The sequence below is a fragment of the Virgibacillus sp. JSM 102003 genome, assembly GCF_041949995.1.
Classification (GTDB): Bacteria; Bacillota; Bacilli; order Bacillales; family Amphibacillaceae; genus Lentibacillus.
Genome location: NZ_JBHFQH010000001.1, coordinates 285,786 through 311,498 on the forward strand (window position 1 = coordinate 285,786; position 25,713 = coordinate 311,498).

At 36.4% G+C, this 25,713-nt stretch carries 22 protein-coding genes and 2 tRNA genes; 1 reads left to right on the forward strand and 23 read right to left on the reverse strand.

Features of this window, described 5'->3' with window-relative positions; genetic code table 11:
- Nucleotides 1-226: 226 nt before the first annotated feature.
- From hemL to hemA, 6 genes are read right to left on the reverse strand one after another with little or no spacing between them, the layout of a single operon-like run.
- On the reverse strand, nucleotides 227-1,516 hold the full coding sequence (gene hemL, locus ACE1TG_RS01490) for a glutamate-1-semialdehyde 2,1-aminomutase (RefSeq protein WP_375050580.1): 1,290 nt from the start codon (nucleotides 1,514-1,516) through the stop codon (nucleotides 227-229).
- Nucleotides 1,517-1,540: 24 nt separating this feature from the next.
- Entirely contained in the window at nucleotides 1,541-2,521 is a 981-nt protein-coding gene (gene hemB / locus ACE1TG_RS01495) for a porphobilinogen synthase (RefSeq protein WP_375050581.1), read from the reverse strand.
- Between the two features lie 6 nt (nucleotides 2,522-2,527).
- Complete coding sequence (locus ACE1TG_RS01500) at nucleotides 2,528-3,301, reverse strand: uroporphyrinogen-III synthase (protein WP_375050582.1); 774 nt, start codon at nucleotides 3,299-3,301, stop codon at nucleotides 2,528-2,530.
- Nucleotides 3,301-4,230 (reverse strand): hydroxymethylbilane synthase, encoded by a 930-nt coding sequence (hemC, locus tag ACE1TG_RS01505; protein WP_375050583.1) that lies wholly within the window; start codon nucleotides 4,228-4,230, stop codon nucleotides 3,301-3,303. Before hemC ends, ACE1TG_RS01500 begins: the two co-directional genes overlap by 1 nt.
- Before the next feature lie 28 nt (nucleotides 4,231-4,258).
- Nucleotides 4,259-5,077: a cytochrome C assembly family protein gene (locus ACE1TG_RS01510; protein ID WP_375050584.1), complete on the reverse strand. Its 819-nt coding sequence runs from the start codon at nucleotides 5,075-5,077 to the stop codon at nucleotides 4,259-4,261.
- A gap of 18 nt (nucleotides 5,078-5,095) precedes the next feature.
- Nucleotides 5,096-6,469: a glutamyl-tRNA reductase gene (hemA, locus tag ACE1TG_RS01515; protein WP_375050585.1), complete on the reverse strand. Its 1,374-nt coding sequence runs from the start codon at nucleotides 6,467-6,469 to the stop codon at nucleotides 5,096-5,098.
- 218 nt (nucleotides 6,470-6,687) lie between these two features.
- On the opposite strand from hemA, the gene ACE1TG_RS01520 reads away from it, so the two are divergent.
- Nucleotides 6,688-7,170 carry a LiaI-LiaF-like domain-containing protein gene (locus ACE1TG_RS01520; RefSeq protein ID WP_375050586.1) on the forward strand — a complete coding sequence of 161 codons (483 nt, stop codon included), beginning with the start codon at nucleotides 6,688-6,690 and terminating at the stop codon, nucleotides 7,168-7,170.
- A gap of 297 nt (nucleotides 7,171-7,467) precedes the next feature.
- Here the strand turns inward: ACE1TG_RS01520 and ACE1TG_RS01525 are convergent, their stop codons facing one another.
- The 17 genes from ACE1TG_RS01525 to ACE1TG_RS01605 all read right to left on the reverse strand — a co-directional run bounded on the left by ACE1TG_RS01525 (nucleotide 7,468) and on the right by ACE1TG_RS01605 (nucleotide 25,467).
- On the reverse strand, nucleotides 7,468-8,208 hold the full coding sequence (locus ACE1TG_RS01525) for an amino acid ABC transporter ATP-binding protein (RefSeq protein WP_375050587.1): 741 nt from the start codon (nucleotides 8,206-8,208) through the stop codon (nucleotides 7,468-7,470).
- 14 nt (nucleotides 8,209-8,222) lie between these two features.
- Complete coding sequence (locus ACE1TG_RS01530; protein WP_375050588.1) at nucleotides 8,223-8,885, reverse strand: amino acid ABC transporter permease; 663 nt, start codon at nucleotides 8,883-8,885, stop codon at nucleotides 8,223-8,225.
- A 60-nt stretch (nucleotides 8,886-8,945) separates the two neighbouring features.
- Nucleotides 8,946-9,761, reverse strand: coding sequence for a transporter substrate-binding domain-containing protein (locus tag ACE1TG_RS01535; RefSeq protein ID WP_375050589.1), 816 nt, complete (start codon nucleotides 9,759-9,761; stop codon nucleotides 8,946-8,948).
- Nucleotides 9,762-10,083: 322 nt separating this feature from the next.
- Nucleotides 10,084-10,671 carry a ribosome biogenesis GTP-binding protein YihA/YsxC gene (gene yihA / locus ACE1TG_RS01540; protein ID WP_375050590.1) on the reverse strand — a complete coding sequence of 196 codons (588 nt, stop codon included), beginning with the start codon at nucleotides 10,669-10,671 and terminating at the stop codon, nucleotides 10,084-10,086.
- A complete protein-coding gene (lon, locus tag ACE1TG_RS01545) occupies nucleotides 10,658-12,988 on the reverse strand; it encodes an endopeptidase La (protein WP_375050591.1) in 2,331 nt (776 codons plus the stop codon). Before lon ends, yihA begins: the two co-directional genes overlap by 14 nt.
- A 261-nt stretch (nucleotides 12,989-13,249) precedes the next feature.
- A complete protein-coding gene (gene clpX / locus ACE1TG_RS01550) occupies nucleotides 13,250-14,527 on the reverse strand; it encodes an ATP-dependent protease ATP-binding subunit ClpX (RefSeq protein ID WP_375050592.1) in 1,278 nt (425 codons plus the stop codon).
- A gap of 480 nt (nucleotides 14,528-15,007) precedes the next feature.
- Nucleotides 15,008-16,294 carry a trigger factor gene (tig, locus tag ACE1TG_RS01555; RefSeq protein ID WP_375050593.1) on the reverse strand — a complete coding sequence of 429 codons (1,287 nt, stop codon included), beginning with the start codon at nucleotides 16,292-16,294 and terminating at the stop codon, nucleotides 15,008-15,010.
- 141 nt (nucleotides 16,295-16,435) lie between these two features.
- On the reverse strand, nucleotides 16,436-17,416 hold the full coding sequence (locus tag ACE1TG_RS01560; protein WP_375050594.1) for a DUF3196 family protein: 981 nt from the start codon (nucleotides 17,414-17,416) through the stop codon (nucleotides 16,436-16,438).
- A gap of 136 nt (nucleotides 17,417-17,552) precedes the next feature.
- Nucleotides 17,553-17,626: transfer RNA gene (locus tag ACE1TG_RS01565), tRNA-Arg, on the reverse strand.
- Between the two features lie 3 nt (nucleotides 17,627-17,629).
- Nucleotides 17,630-17,703, reverse strand: a tRNA-Gly gene (locus ACE1TG_RS01570).
- A gap of 430 nt (nucleotides 17,704-18,133) precedes the next feature.
- A complete protein-coding gene (locus ACE1TG_RS01575; protein WP_375050595.1) occupies nucleotides 18,134-18,646 on the reverse strand; it encodes a metallophosphoesterase in 513 nt (170 codons plus the stop codon).
- 21 nt (nucleotides 18,647-18,667) lie between these two features.
- A complete protein-coding gene (locus tag ACE1TG_RS01580) occupies nucleotides 18,668-19,261 on the reverse strand; it encodes an XTP/dITP diphosphatase (RefSeq protein WP_375050596.1) in 594 nt (197 codons plus the stop codon).
- Complete coding sequence (rph, locus tag ACE1TG_RS01585; RefSeq protein WP_375050597.1) at nucleotides 19,261-20,025, reverse strand: ribonuclease PH; 765 nt, start codon at nucleotides 20,023-20,025, stop codon at nucleotides 19,261-19,263. Before rph ends, ACE1TG_RS01580 begins: the two co-directional genes overlap by 1 nt.
- A 616-nt stretch (nucleotides 20,026-20,641) precedes the next feature.
- The gene (locus tag ACE1TG_RS01590) at nucleotides 20,642-21,727 is read right to left on the reverse strand and encodes a GerMN domain-containing protein (protein WP_375050598.1); all 1,086 of its coding nucleotides are present in this window, start codon (nucleotides 21,725-21,727) and stop codon (nucleotides 20,642-20,644) included.
- A gap of 265 nt (nucleotides 21,728-21,992) precedes the next feature.
- On the reverse strand, nucleotides 21,993-22,805 hold the full coding sequence (racE, locus tag ACE1TG_RS01595; RefSeq protein ID WP_375050599.1) for a glutamate racemase: 813 nt from the start codon (nucleotides 22,803-22,805) through the stop codon (nucleotides 21,993-21,995).
- Between the two features lie 22 nt (nucleotides 22,806-22,827).
- Nucleotides 22,828-23,280 (reverse strand): MarR family winged helix-turn-helix transcriptional regulator, encoded by a 453-nt coding sequence (locus ACE1TG_RS01600; protein ID WP_375050600.1) that lies wholly within the window; start codon nucleotides 23,278-23,280, stop codon nucleotides 22,828-22,830.
- Between the two features lie 705 nt (nucleotides 23,281-23,985).
- Entirely contained in the window at nucleotides 23,986-25,467 is a 1,482-nt protein-coding gene (locus ACE1TG_RS01605; RefSeq protein ID WP_375050601.1) for a potassium/proton antiporter, read from the reverse strand.
- Nucleotides 25,468-25,713 lie beyond the last annotated feature (246 nt).

A 25,713-nucleotide genomic window follows, 5' to 3' on the forward strand; every position in this document is an offset into this window, starting at 1 on the left:
GTTGATCCAAGGTCAACTGTGTATCTTCAGATTTTCTTATTCCTTTAAGGTTTATGAGTTCATTTTACGCTGCGAAGTTGAATTAATAAGAAAAAACAATTTCACATAAAAATTTGCGTTTATTTGAAAATACAAAAAAGAGCACCGAATTACTTTGTAATTCGGTACTCAATATACTCTGCTTCTTACTGGTGGTGTCTCCAACATTAGTAAAGCTTTTTTAAGTTTACTTTTCAATTTTTGAGAAGGCATTGCGTACAGCTTGTAATGTCTTGTCAATATCTTCATCAGTATGGGCAGTCGATAAAAACAACCCTTCAAACTGAGATGGTGGCAAAAAGATTCCTTCTTCAATCATTGCCCGGTAATATTGTGCAAAATAATCAAGATTAGAATTTTGAGCTGTTTCATAATTAAATACTGGTTCGTGCGTAAAGAAAAAGCCAACCATTGATCCAGCGCGATTAATTTGAAGTGGAATCTTAAAATCGATTGAAGCTTGTTTATAACCTTCGACCAATTTATCCACTTTTTTATTAATTTCATCATACGATGATTTATCTAAAGCACTTAATGTCTCATAACCAGCAGTCATAGCAAGCGGATTACCTGATAATGTACCTGCCTGATAAATACTCCCTGTCGGTGCTACGCTTTCCATAATTTCACGTTTGCCACCATATGCTCCAACAGGAAGTCCACCCCCTATTACTTTGCCTAAGCAAGTCATATCAGGGGTAACCCCAAAATAACCTTGTGCACAGTTGAATCCAACACGGAATCCTGTCATAACCTCATCAAATATGAGTAGAGAGCCATTTTCGTCAGTTACTCTTCTCAGTTCCTGCAAAAAGCTCTCTTGTGGTGGCACAACGCCCATATTACCCGAAACTGGCTCAACGATAACAGCGGCAATCTCATCACCATATGTTTCAAATGCGTAGCGCACGCTTTCTACATCATTATAAGGCACTGTAATTGTATTTTGAGCGATTGATTCAGGTACACCAGGACTATCTGGCAAGCCTAGTGTAGCAACACCAGAACCCGCTTTGATCAGGAGTGAATCACCATGACCATGATAATTCCCTTCAAATTTCAGGATTTTATCCCTCCCTGTATATCCTCTTGCAATTCGCAAAGCACTCATAGTAGCTTCTGTGCCTGAATTTACCATGCGTACCATTTCAATTGATGGTACACGGTCAATTACCAATTGTGCTAGTTTGTTCTCTATTATGGTTGGTGCACCAAAACTTGTGCCTTTTTCTGTGGTCTCTTTTAATTTGGAAACAACCCGATCATCAGCATGTCCTAAAATTAATGGACCCCAGCTCAATACATAATCAATGTACTCGTTTTGATCGATATCCGTTATTTTAGAACCTTTTCCTTGTTCCATAAATATCGGTGACATACCAACTGATTTGAACGCCCGAACAGGTGAATTTACTCCACCTGGCATTAGTTCCACTGCTTCTTTATATGCATCCTTTGAATTATCAAAGTTATTCACGATTAATCACCTCAACTTTTATATTTATTCATTAAGCCATTTTGCTACATCTTTGGCAAAATAAGATATAATCAAATCTGCTCCCGCACGTTTCATTGCGGTCATCTTTTCAAGCACCAATTCTCTTTCATCAACCCAGCCATTCTTTGCTGCTGCTTTAACCATCGCATACTCACCACTAACATTATAGGCAACAATCGGTGTGTTAACAGTATTTTTAACATCGCGTACAATATCCAAGTATGATAATGCTGGTTTAACAATTAGGAAATCGGCACCTTCGTCTACGTCTGACTCTGCTTCACGTAACGCTTCAAGTCGATTTGCCGGATCCATTTGATAAGACTTACGATCCCCAAATTGCGGAGTGCTATCAGCAGCATCTCGGAACGGTCCGTAAAAGGCAGATGAATACTTAACTGCATAAGACATAATAGGGATATTTGTATATCCAGCCTCATCAAGTGCCTGGCGGATAACAATTACAAAACCGTCCATCATGTTGGATGGTGCAATTATATCAGCACCTGCTTCTGCCTGTGATACAGCTGTTTTAGCTAAAAGTTTTAGTGATTCATCATTATCAACGTCCTGGTTATGGATAACACCACAATGTCCGTGGGATGTATACTCACACAGGCAAGTGTCAGCAACTACAAGCATTTCCGGAACTTCCTTTTTTATGCGTCGAGTTGCCTCCTGTACGATTCCAGTTTCAATAAACGCCCCAGTACCCTGCTCGTCTTTTTCATTCGGTACACCAAAAATCATAACAGCCTTTATCCCAAGGGAACGTAATTCTTTCATCTCATCTTTTACAAAATCAAGTGAAATCTGAAACACACCTGGCATGGAGGATACTTCATTTTTAATATTTTCTCCTTCAACAATAAAAAGCGGATAAATAAAGTCATCCATTTTTAAATGATTTTCACGTACCAATGATCGCATTGCGGATGAAGATCGTAATCGTCGATGTCGTTTAAAATTCAATTCTTTTACCATTAAAACCTATCCCTTCCCTGCTATATAGTCACTCATACGCTTGAGCATTCCATCAATCGTAAATAGCTCTGGTGCTATAGTATTTTTAATACCTAATTCTAAAGCACGCTGTTTAGTCGTAGTTCCTATACAAACATATACCTGGTTCTTTAGTATATGACTGCCACTCATTTCAATAAAAGCTTCTACCGCAGATGGACTGGTAAATGTAATGAAATCCATATTATTATTATTTAACAATTGATTTAACTCATCTTTTACGCGAGAGTTGTATATTGTTTCATATACTTCTATAGTCTCATAACCGATTTTATGTTTTGTAAACCAGTCAGGCAGAACTTCTCTGGATTTATTTCCCCGGACAATCAGAAGCGGTTCATCCATTACTGTATGATGGTCCGTAAATTCTCTTGCCATGGCATCAGCATTATAAACCGATGGAATAAAATCTGACTTATACCCATATGATTCCAATATTCGCGCAGTTTTATGGCCAACGGTCGCAAACCTAGTGTTTTCCAATACTTTGTGTAACCAACTGTATTGGCTAATAAGTTGAAAAAAACAAGCAACCCCATTTGCGCTAGTGAAAAAAATCCATTTATAGTGATGTAATTTTTGAAGCAGTTGCTTATTTTCAGGGTCATCCTTACATGAAATTTTCAAGAGAGGTATTTCAACCGGTTTTCCGCCATACTGTATAACTTTTTCGGAAAATTCCTTTGCTTGACTCTCCTCACGAGTAATTAAGATTCTTTTTTCATGTAAAGTTACTGACATTAGTCGTCAAGCTCCTCTTTTACTTGATCGACAATCTCCTTTGCACCTTGACTTATCAGTTTATCAGCTGCTTCTTTGCCAACTGCTACAGGATCTGTTCCACGTACAACTTCTTTTAAAATTGTTGTACCATCAGGTGTTCCGACCAATGCAGTTAAGACCATTTCATCCCCCTGCAAATAAGCATAACCCCCGATCGGAATTTGACAGCCACCTTCAAGTAAATGTAAGAATGTTCTTTCAGCTGTAACCGTTTTTGTTGTATATTCGTCATTAATCTTGTCTAATAACTCTCTTAAATCATTATCGTCCTCACGACACTCAATTGCTAAAGCACCTTGTCCAACTGCAGGAACGCACACTTCTGGCTCTAAATATTCTGTTATAAGCTCTTCACTTAAGCCAACTCGTTTCAGTCCTGAAACAGCAAGAATAATTGCATCATAGTCTTCGTCATCCAATTTACGGATTCTTGTCTCAATATTTCCGCGAATCCATTTAACCTCAAGGTCTGGTCGTTCTGCAAGAATCTGTGCAGATCTGCGTAAACTACTGGTTCCTACAATAGCACCTTTGGGTAAATCTTTTAATGCGACATTGCCTTTTGCTATATATGCATCACGATGGTCTTCTCTTTCTGGAACAGATGTAATCGTAAGACCTTCAGGCATTTGTGATGGCATGTCTTTCATACTATGTACAGCAAGATCGATTTCTTTATCATACATAGCTTGTTCAATTTCTTTTACAAAAAGGCCTTTCCCACCGACCTTAGACAAGGTGACATCAAGTATCCTATCACCTTTTGTTACAATTTTCTTCACTTCAAATTCATTTTTAACCCCTGCATTTTTCAGCTGGTCAATTACCCATTCCGTCTGGGTTAATGCAAGATTACTTTTCCTTGACCCAACAATTATTTTACGCATTTTGGCATCCTCCTAAATATGACGCTGCTTAGAAATGAAAATTCGATAATATGTTAAACAAAAAGAAGTTAATTAATAAGATTAGAAATGCTGCTGTATTATAGACTGAAATCGCTTTTCCCTGATAGCCTTTTACAAGCCGTAACAATAAATAAATGACATAAACAGCTAGAACCAGTATGGAACCAATTGTTTTCAAATCAAACCAATAAAATTCGGCATTCGATACATATGCCCACCCAACGCCTAGAATAATCGCGATAGTTAATAATGGAACCCCGATTGTCACTGCTTTAAAAGAGTACGAATCCAGCCTATTCAGATCACCAAATCTCCACATCCATCGCAATCCTTTTTTTTCTTTTAGAAACCGATATTGCGCTATATACATGATAGAAAAGAGAAAGGATATGGTGAAAAAACCATAAGAGACAATGGCTAACGTGATATGTGTGATCAGTATTTCATTTACTAGTTGAATCCCTTGGCCTTGCATATGTTCCTGTGCACTTGTTGAAATGTATAGTAGTAGTACAAAGAAACCCAACAAATTAGTAAAAAATAAAATGAAATGAATCCGAAAAAGTTTATTTATAATTAACGAAAAAGAGACGAGCACCCATGCATAAAAGTATAAGCCATCATATAATGTGAATATCGGAAAATTTTTTTCGATGAATATCTGGTTGAATAAAAAAGCGGTTTGAATAATCCAAACCATACTAAGTAACCAGAAGGCTATTCTGTTTGCCCTCCGGTTATGTTGTATAAAATCAATAAAGTACCCAAACAAACTCAGTCCGTAGATAATAAGAATAATTTCATATAGCCATTTTATTTCGAACATAATGGGAATCCTTTCATCTTACTGTGGTGATGTTCTTTCAAATACAGGAAAGGATACTTCTTCATTTTGTTTTATTTTTGTTGAACTTTCATTTTTTTTTGTTTGTTTCGATAGTTCCTTTTGAACTTCCTCTTCAATTCCAAAAATATTTATAAAAAGATCCAAGGACTCGTCCCGGTTTTCTTCAGCTGCTAACTCTTTTGCTTGTGTTACAGGTTCCTTCAGAAGCTGATTTATAATACTTTTTGTATGCTTGTTTAGCACTTTTTTCTCGCGAGCTGTTAAATCCGGCATTTTTCGTTCGATGCTTTTCATCGTTTCTGCCTGAATAGATAACGCCTTTTGTCGTAGTGCAGAAATCACAGGAACAACTCCAAGTGTTTGCAGCCAATCTTTGAAAGCAACGATTTCAGCTTCAAGCATAATCTCTATAGTCTCTGCGGCTTTTTCTCTAGCAGCTAAGTTTTTATCAACTATCCCCTGTAAATCATCAATATCATATAAAAACACACTATTTAAATCACTAATTTCAGGATCCAAATCTCTAGGTACAGCAATATCCACTAGAAATAGTGGTCTGCCTTTACGTTTCTTCTGTATTGGCTCAATAACATCTTTTGTCAATACAACTGAATCGGATCCTGTTGAACTGATTAAAATATCGGCATCATTAATTAGCTCATGTAAGCGATCTGTATGAGCTGCATTGGCCTGAAACTTTTCAGCCAGTGCTACAGCTTTTTCATAGGTTCTGTTAACTACTGTGATTTTTGTTGCACCAGATCCATGAAGATTTTTGGCAGCTAGTTCACCCATTTTCCCGGCGCCTAGGATAACAACATGCTTCTGTTCTAAATCACCAAATATTTTCTTTGCCAGCTCAACAGCTGCATAGCTAACAGACACAGCATGCTGTCCTATCGCTGTATCTTTATGGGCCCGTTTTGCAAACGTAATCGCCTGTTTAAATAATTCATTAAAAACCGTGCCAGTAGTATTCATGTGTTGGGCAGTTGAAAACGATTGTTTCACCTGTCCAAGTATTTGTGTTTCACCTAAGACCATGGAATCAAGGCCTGCAGACACACGTAAAAGATGCTCAATTGCTCCATCACTTTCCGATATCCGCAAATAAGAAGTAAATTCTTCCTTATCTATTTGAAACCAATCAGCTAGGAATTGTTTGATATAGTAGCGCCCTGTATGAAGCTGATCAACAACCGCGTATATCTCTGTACGATTGCAAGTGGAAACAATTACATTTTCCAATATACTTTTTTGCTCTTTCAAAAGAAGCATAGCCTGGTCGAGATTATCTTCAGAAAAAGTTAGCTTTTCCCTCGTTTCGACAGGGGTTGATTTGTAATTAAACCCAACTTTAAGTATGTGCACGATAACTACCCCCAAAAGCTTTAAACATTACTCAATAATTCAATTATAACATAGGTAATTCCACACATTTTTCATAAATGTGAACAGAATTTGAAACAATATGTTAGGATATTCGTATATTGTTATATAACTCATAACTCGTTTGTACTCTACCATACGTGAACATGAGAAGCAAGAATTTCGCCTATTTAATCGAATCCTGGAAGAGGTGTCCTACAATGAAACGACAAAATTCGTTTGCAGCATATATATTAATTGGTATTGGAGTTTATTTTTTGCTAAGAGAACTTAGAATTCCCATAATAACTGATTTCTACTCATGGCCAACATTTCTTATTATAATTGGACTCGCATTACTTATTCATAGTTATACATCCAAAGATTATCAGCATTTATTCAGCGGGACAATTGTATTAGGCTTAGGTATTCACTTTCATGGAATAGAATACTACCAGTTTTGGATAGATCACTGGGCAGTATACCCAATGATTGTGGGCATAGCTTTTATTGTTCGAGCCTTAAGAACTAAAAAAGGTTTCGCGACTGGACTGATATTAACCGGTTTATCGATTCTCTTCATGTTTTCGATAAGATTACCTTCTGCATTTAATTGGATTTATGAACTGACAGCGTTTCTTGAGAAATTCTGGCCTGTAATATTAATTGGTATAGGTATTTATTGGCTGAAAAAGAAAAAATAAGGCTGTGACAAGAGGAGTGTTTCAGCCAAATTAAAATCCGAACTATGATTCAAAATTCTTGAAGTAGAATTCGAATTAGTTCGGATTTTTTGCAGTTAATAAAGTATAACTACTTTCTTACTGCATAAGTGCAACTATGGCATTAAACAAAAGGCTGGTGAGTGCCATAGTTTTCTAATGTTGGCGATTAGATATACAATGCGAAGTAACGTGGAAAAATAGCTGAATGCTATGACGCCGCTACGGAAAAATTCACTACGCTTTCCATGGGTAACGCCTCAGCTTCTTTCTTTTCACTTATAAAATTGAACTCAAAAAAGCTTGTGTTCGATCTTCTTTTGGATTGTCAAACAATTCATTAGGCGGACCATATTCTACAATCTTGCCATCATGCATATAGAATACCCAATCACCAACCTCACGCGCAAAGCCCATTTCGTGTGTAACTACAACCATAGTCATCCCTTCATCAGCGAGTTCCTTCATTGTCGATAATACTTCACCAACTAATTCTGGATCCAATGCTGATGTTGGTTCATCAAACAGCATAACATCTGGTTTCATTGCCAATGCCCTTGCGATTGCGACACGCTGTTTCTGGCCACCTGATAGTGTGGAGGGGTATACATTGTACTTGTCACCTAATCCAACTTTGTCCAACATCCTTTTCCCTTCATTAATAGCTTGCTCCCTAATCATTCCTTTCACATGAATAGGAGCTTCAATAACATTTCCAATCACTGTCTTGTGGGGAAAAAGATTAAAATGCTGGAACACCATGCCAACCCGCTGACGTACACTATTTAAATCATGTGTGCTCTCTTCTATTTGCTCGCCTTCAATTGTTATTATTCCGTTATTCTTCATTTCCAAAAAGTTTAAACAGCGTAATAAGGTACTTTTTCCGGAACCACTTGCACCAATCAGCACGACAACATCACTTTCTTTAACTGTCAAATCAATATCCTTTAAAACATGTAAATCTCCGAAAGATTTATTCAACTTTTCAACTCTAATCATTTCTTGTTTTTCACTCATATTATCCCTCCTGCTTAATCGCTTTGTGCCAGTTTCTTTTCTAACATGTTTACCAGTAATGTCAGAATCAGTACAATAAATAAATAATAAATTGCTACAGTAAGATAATACGGAAGGTAATCAAAGTTATTCGAACCCATTGTACTGGCAACCCCAAACAATTCCTGCATACCAATAAATGAGACAAGCGAAGAATCCTTAATACCAATAATAAATTGATTCCCGAGTGACGGTACAGCACGACGGAAGGCCTGTGGTAAAATAATTCTTCGCATTGTAAGACCACTAGTCATCCCAAGCGTCCTTCCAGCTTCTCTCTGCCCTTTGTCAATTGACTGAATCGCACCACGAATAATTTCAGCAATGTATGCACCACTATGAAAAGCAAGTCCCGCTGCACCAGCCCAGAACATTGGAATAAGGAAAATTTCTGCAAGGCCATAATAAAGAACGAAGATTTGTACAATCAGAGGAGTTCCTCGAACAACCCAAATATACGCATCAGCTATCCATTGAAGAATCTTTATATTTGAAATTTTAAGTATAGCAAAAAATAAACCAATTACAAATGCAATCAGTAATGAAGCTGCAGATAATTCAAATGTCAGCCAAAGACCTTTTAAAAATAAATCAAAACTACCTGTAAAAACTTCAATAAAATGCGTAATTGCAGACAAATATGTCAACTCCTTTTAAGGCACAAATGTGCGCATAATTATGCGCACATTTGCATACTATTATTCACTTGCATTATCTGGTTCCTGTGTTATATCTGCGCCGATATACTCTTTGGATAACTCTGCAAGTTTTCCACTTTCTTTTAATTCTTTCAATGCTTGATTAATATCTTTTAGTAATTTATCATTATCTTTGGCAACGCCTACTGCTTGCTTGCTCACACCTAATTGTTCCTTCGCCTCAATTTCCAATCCATTTTCAATTGCTGTACTTCCCGTAATTGCATCAGTTATTACAGCATCGTGATGTCCTTTTGCTAATGATTGAAGAGCTACAACATCACTATCAACTTGTGGAATATTATCAGTATATTCCTGTGCCATTTCAACGTAAGTAGAGCCTCTGGAAACGGAGATTTCTTTTCCATCAAGATCATCAGCTGACTGTATATCACTACCAGGTCTAGTATAAATTACTGGACCTGAGTAATAATAAGGTTCTGAAAAATCAACTTCTTTTAATCGGTCTTCAGTAATCGTATGACTTGCAACAGCAATATCGTGACGCCCTTGTTTAACACCTGTTACAATACCTGCAAATTTTGATTTATTCGGCACTGCTTCCAATCCTAATTTTTCAGCAATCGCATTAGCAACTGCAACGTCATACCCGACCATTTCTCCATCTTCCATATAACTGAAAGGTTTAAATTCCCCTGATGAAGCAAAATTAAGTTTCCCTTCTTCAATCAAATTATATCCACTTCCTTCACCTGAAGAAGAATCACCACTATTAGCCCCATCATTCCCTCCTCCACATGCAGCTAAAAACATAATTATTAAAGCGAAAAATACTGTAATTTTCAGTTTTTTCATGAACTAAACATCCTTCCCTCTCTATTTTTCATACTAATAACCCGCGTCAATAGTAGCAGCATACTGATATGTAAATTATATCAACATTGTGATAAATGAATGAATGGCAAAAATCTTCATATAGACAACCATATGAACATTTAATATACTGTAGAAATTATATCTCGTTTATACTTATCTATACGGTATAATTCTTTTAAATACTCTCTTTATCTTTTAAATTTTCTGAAAATAACCCTTAGTGCAACAGCCTTAGTCGCACTAAAAAACTCTTCCCTGCTCACTGGAGGAAAGAGTTTTTTTTATTGCTGCTGTCAAATAATTAAATATTAATATAGCTTCTTATCGCACTCCATGATTCATCTTTTCCTTGACCAGTTTCTGCAGAGAAAGGAATCACAGTGTCTTCTGGGTCCACTTGTAACGTTTGTTTTGTTCGCTTTAAATGTTGAGCATGTTTGCCTTTAGGGACTTTGTCCAGTTTGGTTGCAATTACAATTACTGGTAACTCAAAGTGCTTTAAAAAAGCATACATTTGCACGTCGTCTTTAGTTGGCTCGTGACGGATATCTGTAATTAATAAAACAGCTTTTAACGTATCCCTCGTTTCAAAATACTCCTCCATCATGCCTCCCCATTTTTCTCGTTCCTTTTTGGAGACCTTGGCATAACCATAACCAGGTACGTCAACAAAATAAAATGCTTCATTTATCTTATAAAAATTTAATGTTTGTGTTTTTCCTGGTTTTGAAGAAGTACGTGCTAAATTCTTGCGATGAATTAGCTTATTAACAAATGATGACTTTCCAACATTTGAACGACCAGCAAGTGCAACCTCTGGAAGCTGGTCGTTTGGGTATTGTTTTTGACTAACTGCACTAATTACAATTTCTGCATTAGTTACTTTCATTTTTCTCCTCCGTAAGCGCATGTTTTAATACTTGATCCAGATGGTTTACCGGAATAAATGTAAGACCACTTCGAACACTTTCTGGAATATCCTCGATGTCCTTCTCGTTTTCCTCAGGAATAATAATTGTTTTGATCCCTGCTCTATGAGCACTTAAGGATTTTTCCTTTAACCCACCGATAGGTAAAACACGCCCGCGTAATGTTATTTCTCCAGTCATACCAACTTCTTTTTTAACTGCTCTTCCTGTTAATGCGGAGACGAGGGCTGTAGCCATTGTAATTCCTGCAGAAGGGCCATCCTTTGGTGTCGCACCTTCAGGAACATGGATATGAATATCATATGTTTCATAAAAATCAGGATCAATACTTAATTCTTTTGCGCGTGACCTAATGTAACTGAAAGCTGCTTGTGCTGATTCCTGCATAACATCACCAAGTTTGCCTGTAAGTGTAAGTTTGCCCTTGCCTGGGTAATGGGAAACCTCAATTGACAGAGTATCCCCTCCAGCTGCCGTATATGCAAGCCCTGTAGCTGCACCTACCTGATTTTCCTGTTCCATTACACCATAACGAAATAGAGGTTTTCCTAGTAATTCCTCTATACTTTTCTCCGTAACTACAACTCGCTTTTTCTCTTTAGAAATAATAATTTTTGCTGCTTTCCGGCATAGAGTAGCAAGCTGACGTTCCAATCCTCGCACACCCGCTTCTCGCGTATACGTACGGATTAATTTCAATAAAGCGCCATCACGAATCTGCAAATTATTTTTCGTCAGTCCATTTTCTTTAAGCTGTTTGGATAATAGATGTTCTTTAGCAATATGCAGCTTTTCAACTTCGGTATATCCAGAAATAGAAATAAGTTCCATACGATCCAGCAACGGTCCTGGAATATTATTAACATAGTTCGCAGTTGCAACAAAAAGTACATTCGATAAGTCATATGTTTCTTCAATAAAATGATCGCTGAAATTACTGTTTTGTTCTGGGTCAAGTACTTCCAGCATTGCCGCAGATGGATCGCCACGAAAATCATTGGACATTTTATCTATTTCATCTAGCAGAAATACTGGGTTGACAGTTTTAGCTTTTTTCATTCCTTGTATTATTCTTCCTGGCAAAGCACCAATATAGGTACGGCGATGACCTCGTATCTCAGCATCATCTCTTATACCACCAAGTGAAGCACGAACAAAATTTCGATTTATCGAACTTGCAATAGACTTGGCCAGTGAAGTTTTCCCAACTCCTGGAGGACCCACAAGACAAAGAATTGGCCCTTTAATAGACTCAGTCAGTTTTTGTACAGCTAAATATTCAAGAATACGTTCCTTCACCTTTTCCAATCCGTAATGATCTCTATCCAATATTTTTTGAGCATTATTAATCTCAATTGTATCTTTGGTTTTTTCCGTCCATGGTAATGCCAGTAGCCATTCGACATAGTTCCGGATAACTGAACTTTCGGCAGAACTTTGCGGTACCTTTTCAAAGCGATCTAGTTCTTTCATTGCAACCTCGACGATGCGTTCAGGCATATCTGATTCCTCAACTTTTTCTCGTAACTGGCCAACTTCTCCAGACTTTCCATCCTTTTCGCCAAGTTCCTTCTGTATAGCCTTTAATTGCTCTCGCAAATAATATTCTTTTTGTGTTTTCTCCATAGATGTTTTAACACGTTGACCGATTTTCTTTTCTAAATCAAGTACTTTTTTCTCATTTGTTATTAATTTTATTAATTGCTGTAGCCTTTCTTTTACATTTACTGTTTCTAAAAGGTCCTGCTTATCTTTAATTTTCAAGGATAGGTGTGACGTAATAATATCTGCAAATCGGCTTGGTTCATCAATATCTGAAACCGTTTCTAATGTTTCTTTTGTGATTTTCTGAGATACCTTTATGTATTGTTCAAATTGCCCGAGTAGTGAACGCATAAGTGCTTCTTCTTCATTCTTCTCAACATGCTGCTCTTCAATCTCTTTAATTTCAACATTAAATTCTTCGCTTTCCTCGTTAAATTGAATAATTTCCCCACGACGAAGTCCCTCTACTAAGACGCGCATTGTTCCATTTGGCAGTTTCAACATTTGATTTACTTTTGCTATTGTACCAACTCTATATATGTCTTTTGGCTCTGGATCGTCTAAACTCACCTTTTTCTGGGCAGCAAGAAAGATTGTCTGGTCACCCATCATTGCTTTTTCCAATGCTGTAACGGATTTATCACGCCCAACATCCAAATGCAATACCATCGATGGAAAAACGAGTAATCCGCGTAATGGAAGGAGGGGAAGCTGAATTGTATCTTTTGTCATAGTTTGTACCTCCATAATATGTACTGATAATGATTATGTATTTTTGATTATTGCTTAAAGTTTATAGAAAACTTTCCCATTTGTAAACGAAAAAAACCCTTAATAATGACTGTATTTAGTATTGCCTGATGTTGAAATACTAATCACATTAAACAATAAGAAAGAGACTGACATTTGGCAAACGATTTGGAACCTCAATAAAGTATTATTGAAGATGATCATAAGCCAGTCAGTCTCATATTATTTACTTACCCAAATGGATTATGCACTTTCCTTAGGAAGCTTTTCATTTCCTTCTTTGACAGTACCATCAACCAGCACAAGTTTTGGACTTCCATTTTCCTGAAGAACTGTATCCCTTGTAATAATACATTTCTCTATGTCCTCGCGTGATGGTAATTCAAACATAACATCCAGCATAATACTTTCAATGATTGATCGTAAACCTCTAGCACCAGTTTTTCGTTCAATTGCTCTTTTGGCTATTTCAATAAGAGCTTCTTCTTCAAACTCAAGTTCAACATCATCTATTTGGAATAATTTTACATATTGTTTTACCAGTGCGTTTTTAGGTTTTGTTAATATTTCAACTAGCGCTTCTTCATCTAATGGTTCAAGACTTCCTACAACTGGTATTCTTCCGATAAATTCAGGAATAAGACCATAACGCAACAGATCTTCTGGTAATACTTTTTGTAGGAGTTCACCCATTTCAAGATCTTGTTGTTCTTCGTTAGACCCAAACCCAATTACTGTCTTACCAAGACGGCGTTTAATAATTTGATCAATACCATCAAAAGCGCCACCAACTATAAATAGCACGTTAGTCGTGTCGATCTGGATGAATTCCTGATGAGGATGTTTACGTCCGCCTTGTGGTGGAACACTTGCAACAGTTCCTTCAAGAATCTTTAACAGTGCTTGCTGTACACCTTCACCAGACACGTCACGTGTAATTGATGGATTTTCTGATTTACGTGCAACCTTATCAATTTCATCGATGTAAATGATACCCTTTTCTGCTTTTTCCACATCATAATCTGCAGATTGAATAAGCTTCAATAAGATATTCTCAACATCTTCGCCAACATATCCAGCTTCAGTAAGTGACGTTGCATCAGCCATAGCAAAAGGAACATTTAAAATTCTGGCCAGTGTTTGTGCAAGTAGCGTTTTACCACTGCCTGTCGGTCCTAGCATTGCGATATTACTTTTTGCAAGCTCTACATCATCTGAGTTTTTAGGTGTGTTAATTCGTTTATAGTGGTTATAAACCGCTACAGATAAATTCTTCTTGGCTTTTTCCTGACCGATTACATAATCATTAAGAATTTCACAAATCTCTTTTGGTTTAGGTACTTCCTTAAACTCGGTTTCTTCTTCCGTACCGAGTTCTTCCTCAACTATTTCTGTGCAAAGTTCAATACATTCATCACATATATAAACACCAGGTCCGGCAACTAACTTACGAACCTGATCTTGACCTTTCCCACAAAATGAACATTTTAATTGTCCTTTTTCTTCATTAAATTTAAACATGCATTTCACTCCTAAAAGTTTAAATCTTTTCTCATCTTCATCTTTTAATAATTTAACTTTCACTGTCATCATATCAAATCAAAATCAGAAAACAAAACGATAACTGTCTCCTTTATTTATCATTTAATTATGGAGAATTTTTTTAAAAAGTCAAATTAAACTACTTATGCTTTATGTTACATTGTTAACTAAAATCGAAATATAAAAACAACTATATATTCTGTCCTTAATTATCGTATGTTAGTTAAATACGATAGATAACAAATTTTATCACTTTCAAATAAAGTTTAGATAAACTAGGGCTTATCATTAGGCCTTTGTTTCACTTATGCAGTAAAAATGTATTAACTGCAAAACATATCAGTCTCGATGCAATGCGGGAGAGGAACATAGTTATGATTGCAACGTTAAAACAAGGTGCGATTTGTTCGCACCTTGTTCATTAATGTTCATCATCTAATCTATTCTCAAGCAAAGTGATTATACTGTTTTACTATTTTCAACTAAGAAATCAAGAGCTTTTTTAAATTTAAGATCCTCTTTAATAGCGTCACCGTTTCCGCCTAACATTTGCTTCAATTGCTCAACCTCAGCTCCATACATGGAAGCCATATTTGCTAGTTCTGCCTCTACATCTTCATCTGTTACTTCAAGATTTTCAGCATTGAAAATTGCTTCTAATGTCAAATTAGTTTTGACACGTTTTTTGGCATCTTCTTTCATTTGTTCTTTCAATGCATCTTCATCCTGTCCTGAAAATTGGAAATACATATCCATTGTCATACCTTGCTGTTGCAAACGTTGTTCAAACTCTTTGAGCATACGGTCAAGTTCGGTATTTACCATTGATTCTGGAATCTCTACCTCTGTATTTTCTGAAGCTTGTTCAATTAGTGATTCACGCATCTGGTTGTCAGCATCTTGTTTCTTTTGTGCTTCCAATTCTTCTTTTTTCTTCCTTTTTAGCTCTTCAAGTGTTTCTACTTCTTCGTCAACATCTTTTGCAAATTCATCATCAAGGTCCGGTAATTCTTTTGTTTTAACATCATGAATTTTCACTTCAAATACTGCTTTTTGACCAGCTAATTGTTCGGCATGGTAGTCTTCAGGGAAGGTAATTTCAATTTCGGTCTCTTCACCTGATTTTTTACCAACTAATTGTTCCTCAAATCCAGGAATGAACTGACCGGATCCAATTTCTAATGAGTGATCTTCACCTTTACCACCTTCAAATGCTTCTCCATCCAAGAAACCTTCAAAGTCCATAACGACCGTGTCGCCTTCTTCTACTGTACCTTCTTCTTTGATAATCAGTTCTGCTTGATGTTCACGCTGATGTTCGATTTCATGGTCTACATCTTCGTCTGTAACCTCAACAGATTGTCCTTCAACTTCCAGGCCTTTATATTCACCTAAAGTTGCTTCTGGCTTAACAGTAACTTTTGCAGTGAAAATAAGTTCTTTTCCTCGTTCAATTTCTTCGATATCAACTTCAGGTTGTTCAATTGGCTCAATACCAGTCTCTTCAACAGCTTTCATATAAGCGTCTGGTAAAATAATATCAACAGCATCCTGATATAATGATTCTACACCAAAGCGATTTTCAAATATTTTACGTGGTACTTTTCCTTTACGAAAGCCCGGAATTTGAACATCTTTCACAACCTTTTTGAATGCTTGATCCAAGCCGCGGTCAAATTCTTCAGGACTTACTTCTATTGTTAGTACCCCTTGATTACCTTCTTGTTTTTCCCATTTTGCTGACATAAAAAATTCCCTCCAAAATCTAATATTCCTTTTAAATTTCACGTTCATCAATATAAATAAATATATATAATGATCAAGTTTACAACCATCTCATTATAACATAATTACTAGTGCTTTCAAGCATTAGGCCTACTTTGCAGACTATGCTTCAATGATCGTTAAGTATAAGGCTTCGCACATTTTGATTTCATCTATATATCTTTTAACCTGTTCATCCAAATGCTTATTATCTTCTGTATGTATGTCCAAATATTCTTCACCAATATTCGATAATGCTTCAGCTATATGAATGATGTCCTTATCATTTGGCATGATTGGATACCTTACATATACATATCGGTATAAAAGCCTTTCAACTAATTGAAACAATGATGGGTTCTTTTGTTCCAGTTCATTAATTAATAGAAGAGTCTGTTTCATTGTTTTATGTGAGTTGATGTCGGGTACATTCACCGGTGTTATAGTCAATTCTTTATTAAGCTTGTTTACGGTTACCTCGTCTGAAATATTTTTTTCCTGCAGCCACTTAAATATCGCTGTTTTGGTTACCGGGTGGACATAGTTTTCTATAAGTAACTTTCTGATTGAGTCTGTCGGGTTAGCATTTATTTTACGCATTTTTTCAACTAAACGCCATTGCTGGATATGATTTTCCTGTTCAACAGCCTTTAATAATTCTCCTATGTATTCGGAAGACTTTTCATTACGTATTTCATTCTTCATATTCTTACTCATATCATAAAGTTGCTGAAATTGTTCGTAAATCACTTCCGGAACCGTTTCTGACTCAAATTCAAATTCTACTTGTTCCATTAACAATTCATATTGACTGGTCTGGAACAATATTGTTAAGTAAATATGTAAGTAATGATAATAATTTTCATCTTTATGTTTCAGTAACGCTTCACATAAGTCCTGTGCTTCTTCATAACGATCCATTTCCATGAGACAAATCAGTTTGCCTATCACAATTTCATGATTATCAACATGATAACTTAATAACTTATCAAGCTTTGTTAATGCTTCCTCATATCTCTTCTCCTTAATTGCGTTCAAACTTTCTTCTTCTAAAGCTGTTCGCCACTTGGGAAAAAGAATTACATTTTCCTTATTGCTCTGCATGTTTTTCTATTCACTCCTTTCTGATTTTATTTTAGTTTTTCCCATAATAAATATACATACCCGGTTATTCGAAAATTAAACTCCTAAGATAATAAAAGAGAAACCTATGAATTTGTTGATAGGTTTCTCCAGATGATGTCCCAGGCAGGATTCGAACCTGCGACCCACAGCTTAGAAGGCTGTTGCTCTATCCTACTGAGCTACTGGGACACATGGAGCGGGTGATGGGAATCGAACCCACGATATCAGCTTGGAAGGCTGAAGTTTTACCACTAAACTACACCCGCATACTATAAAGTTTTACCAAAACTATTCGTTTGTGATTGAAAATTTACAACTACCTAAATTACATAAGGATATTTAAACGAACAAGAATTATTATATGCACTCTGAAAATATTTGTCAATAGATATAAATGTTTTTCATCCAGTCTAATTATTCTCCTCAATCAAAAGATAGTAAACTTGGCATTCCCCGCCTTTAGACGATTTTAGCGGACACAGGAGACGTTATTTTTATATATAAGTAACTTTCTCTAGGTTATCCGGACACATAAGCTCTTATTTCACATATATCATAGTTATTTGACTGTATTTGTATGATATTAGGTCCCTGGTGTCCGCAAATCCTCAAATCTGTGATATGAAAAATAATTTCCATGATAGATGCTGGCTGCGCATTCAGCATCCATGGTGATTTCTTAACTGCCAACAAGTGTTACTTGAAAGCAATATTAAGCGAAAGGTCTTCCATAAAATCACCTTCAACTGTATAAAAATTCACCTGGACTTCATCTAAGTTATCCCATTCTAAGATAGCATATGTTTGTTCAGCCCTTACCCTAGGCAGTAGAATACTGCCAGGATTAATCACCAGTTGATTTCCAACTTTTTCAGCCATAGCAATGTGTGTATGACCATAACATACTACCTGAGCATCTTCTTCTTCTCCGCGGTACGCTATTGTCATTAAATTTGTTTTCACTTGATAATGGTGTCCATGTGCAACAAAGAAGCGAAGACCTTCGATTAAGCTTGTTTGTTCTAATGGATATCTAGAATCAAAATCACAATTTCCTGCAACTTTTATGAAGCCATCCATCTCTGGAGCATCCATATCTAATTCTGAATCCCCGCAATGTATCATATACTTTAAATCATGTCGCTCTTTAATTTTGTTTAGTTCATTTGTAGAACCATGACTATCACTTACAATTAAAACACTCGGCATAATAACACCTCACATTATCACCTATATAGTTTCAATCCAATCTTCCAGCTGCTTAATGGCATTACTCCGGTGACTAATATTGTTTTTTTCATCAGAAGATAGCTCTGCCATCGTTTTTGTACAGTTCTTAGGTATAAAAATAGGGTCATAACCAAATCCATTTGAACCTTTTGGAGAAACAGAGATTTTACCTTCACAATAACCTTTTTTAAAAACAGTATCCATGTCTGGCGACGCTACTGCCAACACACAAACAAAACGAGCTGTACGATCAGGTTCTTTCGTATCCTCTAGCTCAGCTAATACTTTTGCTATATTTGCGTTATCATCTTTAGGTTCACCTGCATATCTTGCAGAAAATATACCAGGTCTGCCATCCAATGCATCAATCATCAAACCTGAATCATCAGCTAATACCGGCTTATTCATTAACTTTGCTATCTGCTCTGCCTTTATTGCAGCATTCTCTTCAAACGTCACCCCTGTTTCCTCAATGTCATTTATTGACTGAGACAAGTCCAGCAAGGAAACTGCTTTAATATTAAATTTTGCAAAGAATGTTTTAAACTCCTCTGCTTTCCCAGGATTTTTAGTTGCTATGATTATTTCTTTCATTATGAATCGTCTCCATTTATTTTTGTTTCACCTATTTTATCAGCTAATTCTGCCAGTATTTGTTTTTGTATGGTATTAATTTTGAGCATTCCATCATTAGCGAGTCCTAGCATCGCCTGTAATTGGCTGTTGGTGAATGTTGCCTCTTCCCCAGTGCCCTGTATCTCAACAAATTCTCCGGCACCTGTCATTACCACGTTCATATCAACAAGAGCTTCTGAGTCTTCACCGTAGTTCAAATCTACTACTTCCGTACCATCAGACAATACGCCAACAGATATCGCTGCGAGAAAATCAGTTACAGGCATTTTTTCAATTTTATTATCTGCAATTAATCTGCCGAAAGCTAGGACTACAGCGACAAATGCACCTGTGATAGAAGCAGTTCTTGTACCACCGTCAGCCTGGATAACATCACAATCCACCCAAACTGTACGCTCGCCAATCTGATCCAAATCAACTACTGAACGTAGGGCTCGACCAATTAATCGTTGTATTTCCATCGTTCTCCCACTTACTTTACCCTTAGAAGACTCCCTGATGTTTCGTTGGTTTGTTGCTCGAGGGAGCATAGCATATTCAGCCGTAATCCATCCTTTTTTCTGGCCTCGCATAAATGGGGGGACCTTGTCCTCAATGCTTGCATTACAAATAACCTTAGTGCCTCCTGCCTGAATAAGTACAGACCCTTCAGGATGTTTAACAAAATCTGGTATAATTGTTATTTGGCGTAATTCATTGTTATCTCTTTGATCAATTCTCACTTAAACGTATTCCTCCTTATTCCTACACTTACGATAGAATTATCCTAACATATTTTCTGCGAAAGAAACACGATAATACATACTTTCAGACACTTCGGTTTCTGCAGAGCGTGGATTGTTTAGAAAACCAGGCACACCGCGTAACCTTAGTTACACAGTAAAAATGATATATAATTTGTTAACTGCCAAGAACAAAAGCATAAGCGCCTGTTCAGCCCCGTATGGACTGTGATCAGCGCTGCGGGTAGGTCGACGTTGCCGCACAAAGCGGCGGTCTTAGTCGATGATTTTTGACCCCAGCTTTTGTTTGACGATACATAGCCTAAGGATATTGGCAAAACACATGCTTATATTTGCTCTATCAATGACTTTATTAATTGTGGTTTTTGTGTCATCCTTATCTTTGTTCATATTTTCTCCTTATAATTAGATATATTTGGATAAGGACTACAAATACCTAATTATAAGGATTTTTTTATTGTTTTTTAAAGTAATAATTGCCATTATTGTCGATTATTATATATAGCATTTTTTCTTGACTTTTATCTAAAAATTTTATGCAACGCTAATGATTCTCCTGCACAAACAAAAAAGGCTGCTTATCACAGCCCTTTAATTATAATTTTTCAGTTTTCGAAAATGTTTGCTTTGTAACTGGAGTCGTATATGGTTCTCCATTTTCATTAAACAATGTCTCGACATTTTCAACTTTCACTTGTACAGCCTCCACAGATTGATCTTCTGTTAAGGTGCGTACTAATGTTTCCATTACTTCATCTGATATCACTGCTTGTTCCCCATCCTGAAGTACTTCCTCACTAAATTCCAATTCAAGCACACCATCTCTTAAACTTGGGTTACTTGTAAGTTCTGTCTGATTGTTGAAAACATGCTGTACATTAGCTTCAACACCTGGGCCTTCCAGTAATGCTCTAATTACCGAACCATATAGATCCTGGTTCTCAACATTAATATACTGTGTCACCGGAACAAAATACTGATTGTCATCATGTACAGATGGATAGTATAACGTAACAGGCTTACTGGCCATCAAGTCAACACTATCAGATTCAATAAGGTTAATCCCGTTCACTCTTGAATAACCCTCACCAATAGGAGTTCCATTAACGGGCATCTCAGTTTGCGCCTCTCCGTTAATCCGCAGTTTGATATTATCTACACTATCAAATTGCGTTAATGTATATGTCATTGCCTGAAGGACCTTTACCTCGTTTTGTTTCTCATAATTTTTGAACTCCTCGGACACATCTACTACTAACGTTCCATTTTCCTCAAGACTTAAGCTATTAACTTGTGTTCCTGCTGGTAAAACTGCCTGAAATCCATTTGGTAATAAGGATGTTACAGGTCCCCCTTTTACCAAGTGTTGGAGTGCCTGTGTTGCTACCTCCTTGGATTCAATCTGTGGTAATTGCAATGTTTGTGAGGCAACCATACCATTTGAATCAATTAAATATAATTCTCTTCCAACTGTTTCTGGTGCCGCTTCGCCATCGGTTTCCTCATCAACATCCTCTGAGTCCGATTCATCTGATACATTTTCCAAATCATTTACAGCCTCAGCATCTTTAGGTGGATCCATTTCTTCATTATCAATTGATTGTTCTCCTTGGAAACATCCAGTCAATATAATAGAAAGACACACCGTTATAATTAAAAGTAATGTACTGCGCTTCTGCATGCTATTCCCTCCTACGATGGTTTGTACTATTATATATACGAGCATATCGTAAAATTAGACCAACCTTTTTAGAAAAATTGGCATTCGTTAAAGGGATTCTTATGAAAAGCGTATTTTGAATTCTTAGTACCCCTTATACTCTGGAGTCCAAGACTTCATATAGATAAACCTTTGTTGTAATTATGAAGCATGTAAGGATTTATAATTTTTTAACTGCCCAGAAAAAAATCAGAATCTCCATTAAAAATGGGATTCTGATTGATTTTTATATAAATGCTTTTTGTATCGTAACAGAGTGGAATTTATCAACTGATTTCATAAAAATACGTTCAGCTATTTTAGAGAAAATCTCCAACTCACCGGTTGTGTAGAATTTATGATCCGGTATATGATTACCTTTATTTAACTGATTATGAAATTCCAGAATAGTACTTGCTTCACGAGCTGTTTCCTCACTGGAAGATATAATTGTAACATGATCACCAATAATGGATTGGATTGTTTCTTTAATTAAAGGATAATGTGTACACCCGAGGATCAATGTATCGATATGATTATTCATTTTCATTGGGTATAGTGATTCTTCCACCACTTGTTCAGCGTGTGTACCAGATAAAATTCCTTGTTCAACCATTGGGACAAACAACGGACATGCCAATGCATTTACATGAATATCTGCCTTAATACTCTGTAACGCATTTGTATATGCATTACTTCTTACAGTTCCTTCTGTACCGACCACCCCAACATGACTGTTATGAGTAAATTTAATTGCTGCTCTGGCACCAGGCTGGATGACACCAATAACCGGTATATCCAATTCCTTTTGAAGCTCAGCAAGTGTAAAAGCTGTTGCAGTATTACATGCTATGACAAGCATTTTTATATCTTTTTGAAGTAGAAAATCAACCATTTCCCACGTAAACTTTTTTACTTCTTCTTTTGATCTTGGACCATATGGGCATCTTAATGTATCACCTAAATAAATAAGATTTTCTCTTGGCAGCTGCCGCATTAGCTCATTTGCAACTGTTAAACCTCCCACACCAGAATCAATAACCCCTATTGCCTGATTCAAAAAAATCGCCTCTTCTATGTTGTTATTTTTCATTTACCGATTGCATTTGTTCATATAAAAACGTCAATAAATCATTTAACGAATCCGTTTGTTCTATTGAAAAGTTTGATAAAACCTCTCCCAAATAGGCTTGCCGTTTCTGAATTACTTCCTGAATAATGGAGTTGCCTTTTTTTAAAACATGAATTCTTACAACCCTGCGATCGTTTGCATCTCTTATCCTTTCAACCAGGTTATTTTTCTCCATGCGGTCTACTAGATCAGTTGTAGTACTAAATGCTAACCCATTTTTATTCGAAAGCTCCCCAATTGTTAAATCGCCTTCCTCAATCAACCATTGTAATGCAATAAATTGTGGTGATGTAATTGGGTAATTATTTAATATTTTCCGGCCATTCTGTTTGATAACACCTGATATATAACGAAGTCTCTTTTCTACATTTGCTACTGCTTCTCTTGATAAATCATTTTCCAAACGGGTAACCCCCCAATATGTTTCCTTAGACTTATTTTAACATAATTCGAGCATATTTTTATTTTTTTCATTTATAGGTACTCAACTTTCGCATCTATAGAATAATTTCAAACAGCTATCTTTGATAAACTCAGAACGTTTTTAATTGTTGTCTTGACAACACTGATGAAAGTTTTTTGTTCACATAAGATATATACTGCGAACTAGTGAAATTTGTAAGTTTCTCTAACCACGCAGCTGGAATATGCTCCCTTTCCGTGGGCAAGTGCCGAGCCTCCTCAGCTCGTACCTCGCCTGCGGGGTCTCGCCTAGCTTGTTCTTCCCACAGGAGTCTCGCATATTCCAGCTGCTAGTTTAAATGGTTTTTAAAATTTTTCCACTTTATCCATCACAATGTATATTTTGTTATTTTATCAAGTTATAATGAACAAATACTAGCGGAGGAAATACACGGAGACTCCTGTGGGAGCTTGCGCCTAGATGAGACTATGCAGCGACGTAGGAGCAAGGAGGCTCATCAGCCGCCCTTGGTACGCGTAGTGTATTTCCGAAGCGGTGTCAGAGCACTCAACCATTTTCCGTGTTAGTTCGCAGTTTATATCAAATACGTACCGTTAATTCAAAGTCAACTCAAGTAGTGTCTCTTCAGCCTTTCTAATTCCTTCAAGGTTTATGTGTTCATTTTACGCTGCGAAAGTTGGATACTTATGCACTGTCAGTGTCTTCTTCTAATAGTTTTATTAAATTCCGCTTACTCTTTCGGGATACCAATATATAAAGCGTATCATTCTCTTTTATTACTGTTTGCCCGTTAGGTGTAATAATTTCATTATCTCGTATAATTGCATTGATTAATGCATTATCCGGCAGCGCCATACTTTCAAGGGTTTTACCAATAATTTCATTTTTACTTGTTACATCATATTCAACCATCTCCACATTGGTTTTTCCCATTGAAATTAATTCTAAAGAGTGTACCGGTTTTTCTTTGATTTCACTTTCCAACCCTAATTTGGAGGACAGATATGTAATAGTAGACCCTTGTATCAGTGTAGATGTTAAGACAACAAAAAATACAACATTAAACATTACCTGACTTCCCTCAACTTCTGCCAGCATAGGAAATATTGATAATACAATTGGAACCGCTCCACGTAAACCGGCCCATGATAAAAATACTTTTTCCTTAACATTATATTGTGATTTCATTAAATTCAGAAATACAGCAATTGGCCGTGCAACAAATATTAAAACAACTGACACTAACAATCCATTAATAAGGTAATTCCATTGGAACAGTTCAGCTGGAAAAACAAATAACCCTAATATAACAAACATAACAATTTGCGCCATCCAAGCAAACCCTTCATTAAATCGAAGAATAGAATGGCGATAGGTTAATTCTGAATTACCAATAATTAGTGCAGCAACATAAACAGCAAGCAATCCACTGGCATCCACCAATGCAGCTATGCTGTATGCAGAAAATGCGAATGCAAGGCCAAATATAGGATACAGTCCACTTGAATCCAAGTTAATACGGTTAATTGACAAAGTGCCAGCTTTTCCAATTATCAGCCCGCATAATAACCCAATCCCCATCTGCCAGAAAAATGACCATATTAATGAGCCTATCCCTGCTTGGTCCTGTGTAATTAACTGAATAAATGAAAGCGTCAAAAACATTGCCATTGGGTCATTTGATCCCGATTCAGCTTCAAGCGTCGATTTAATATTCCCTTTGATATTTTTATCCTTTAATACAGCAAATACAGCAGCAGCATCAGTAGATCCCACAATAGACCCTAATAGCAAACCCTCTAGCCAGGAAATACCAAGCATATATTTAGAAGCAGCTGCAACAACCCCTGTAGTAATCAGTACACCCGACGTTGCCATAGTCAGCGCGGATGGCAATACAGATTTTATCTTTGTCCATTGTGTCTGTAAACCACCTTCAAATAAAATAATTATAAGTGCAACAATACCTATTAATTGCGCTATTGTGGCATTATCAAAGTATATAATGTTTAAACCGTCACTACCCACCAGCATACCGACACCGATGAAAAGAACAAGGGAAGGAACTCCTAAGCGTGTAGAGAACTTGGTAACAAGAACACTTATGATTAGTAATAATGCCATTAGTAATATGAATTGGTTTGATTCCAAAATTTCATGTAACATGATAGCCTCCTTTTAATTATGAAAAAGGATGAAGGTTAATGAGGAAAAATTATGGAGTCACATAACTTCTATTAATAGTATAACAAAATAATAAATTCTATATATAAATATCCATCTAAAGAGAAATGATTAAGATTTAAAATTCACATAATTGTACTCACCGTTTGAACTTTATTTCATAAACTATAGTGACTAAATAATTTCCTCTCATTCTGCAGCTCTATGACAGCAAGGAGGGGTTAACAT

Excerpts from the sequence above, each read along its gene's own strand:
- hemB (WP_375050581.1), bottom strand. The coding sequence starts at position 2,521 with ATGGTAAAAGAATTGAATTTTAAACGACATCGACGATTACGATCTTCA.
- ACE1TG_RS01500 (WP_375050582.1), bottom strand. The coding sequence starts at position 3,301 with ATGTCAGTAACTTTACATGAAAAAAGAATCTTAATTACTCGTGAGGAG.
- hemC (WP_375050583.1), bottom strand. The coding sequence starts at position 4,230 with ATGCGTAAAATAATTGTTGGGTCAAGGAAAAGTAATCTTGCATTAACC.
- ACE1TG_RS01510 (WP_375050584.1), bottom strand. The coding sequence starts at position 5,077 with ATGTTCGAAATAAAATGGCTATATGAAATTATTCTTATTATCTACGGA.
- ACE1TG_RS01520 (WP_375050586.1), top strand. The coding sequence starts at position 6,688 with ATGAAACGACAAAATTCGTTTGCAGCATATATATTAATTGGTATTGGA.
- ACE1TG_RS01525 (WP_375050587.1), bottom strand. The coding sequence starts at position 8,208 with ATGAGTGAAAAACAAGAAATGATTAGAGTTGAAAAGTTGAATAAATCT.
- ACE1TG_RS01535 (WP_375050589.1), bottom strand. The coding sequence starts at position 9,761 with ATGAAAAAACTGAAAATTACAGTATTTTTCGCTTTAATAATTATGTTT.
- yihA (WP_375050590.1), bottom strand. The coding sequence starts at position 10,671 with ATGAAAGTAACTAATGCAGAAATTGTAATTAGTGCAGTTAGTCAAAAA.
- lon (WP_375050591.1), bottom strand. The coding sequence starts at position 12,988 with ATGACAAAAGATACAATTCAGCTTCCCCTCCTTCCATTACGCGGATTA.
- clpX (WP_375050592.1), bottom strand. The coding sequence starts at position 14,527 with ATGTTTAAATTTAATGAAGAAAAAGGACAATTAAAATGTTCATTTTGT.
- tig (WP_375050593.1), bottom strand. The coding sequence starts at position 16,294 with ATGTCAGCAAAATGGGAAAAACAAGAAGGTAATCAAGGGGTACTAACA.
- ACE1TG_RS01560 (WP_375050594.1), bottom strand. The coding sequence starts at position 17,416 with ATGCAGAGCAATAAGGAAAATGTAATTCTTTTTCCCAAGTGGCGAACA.
- ACE1TG_RS01575 (WP_375050595.1), bottom strand. The coding sequence starts at position 18,646 with ATGCCGAGTGTTTTAATTGTAAGTGATAGTCATGGTTCTACAAATGAA.
- ACE1TG_RS01580 (WP_375050596.1), bottom strand. The coding sequence starts at position 19,261 with ATGAAAGAAATAATCATAGCAACTAAAAATCCTGGGAAAGCAGAGGAG.
- ACE1TG_RS01590 (WP_375050598.1), bottom strand. The coding sequence starts at position 21,727 with ATGCAGAAGCGCAGTACATTACTTTTAATTATAACGGTGTGTCTTTCT.
- ACE1TG_RS01605 (WP_375050601.1), bottom strand. The coding sequence starts at position 25,467 with ATGTTACATGAAATTTTGGAATCAAACCAATTCATATTACTAATGGCA.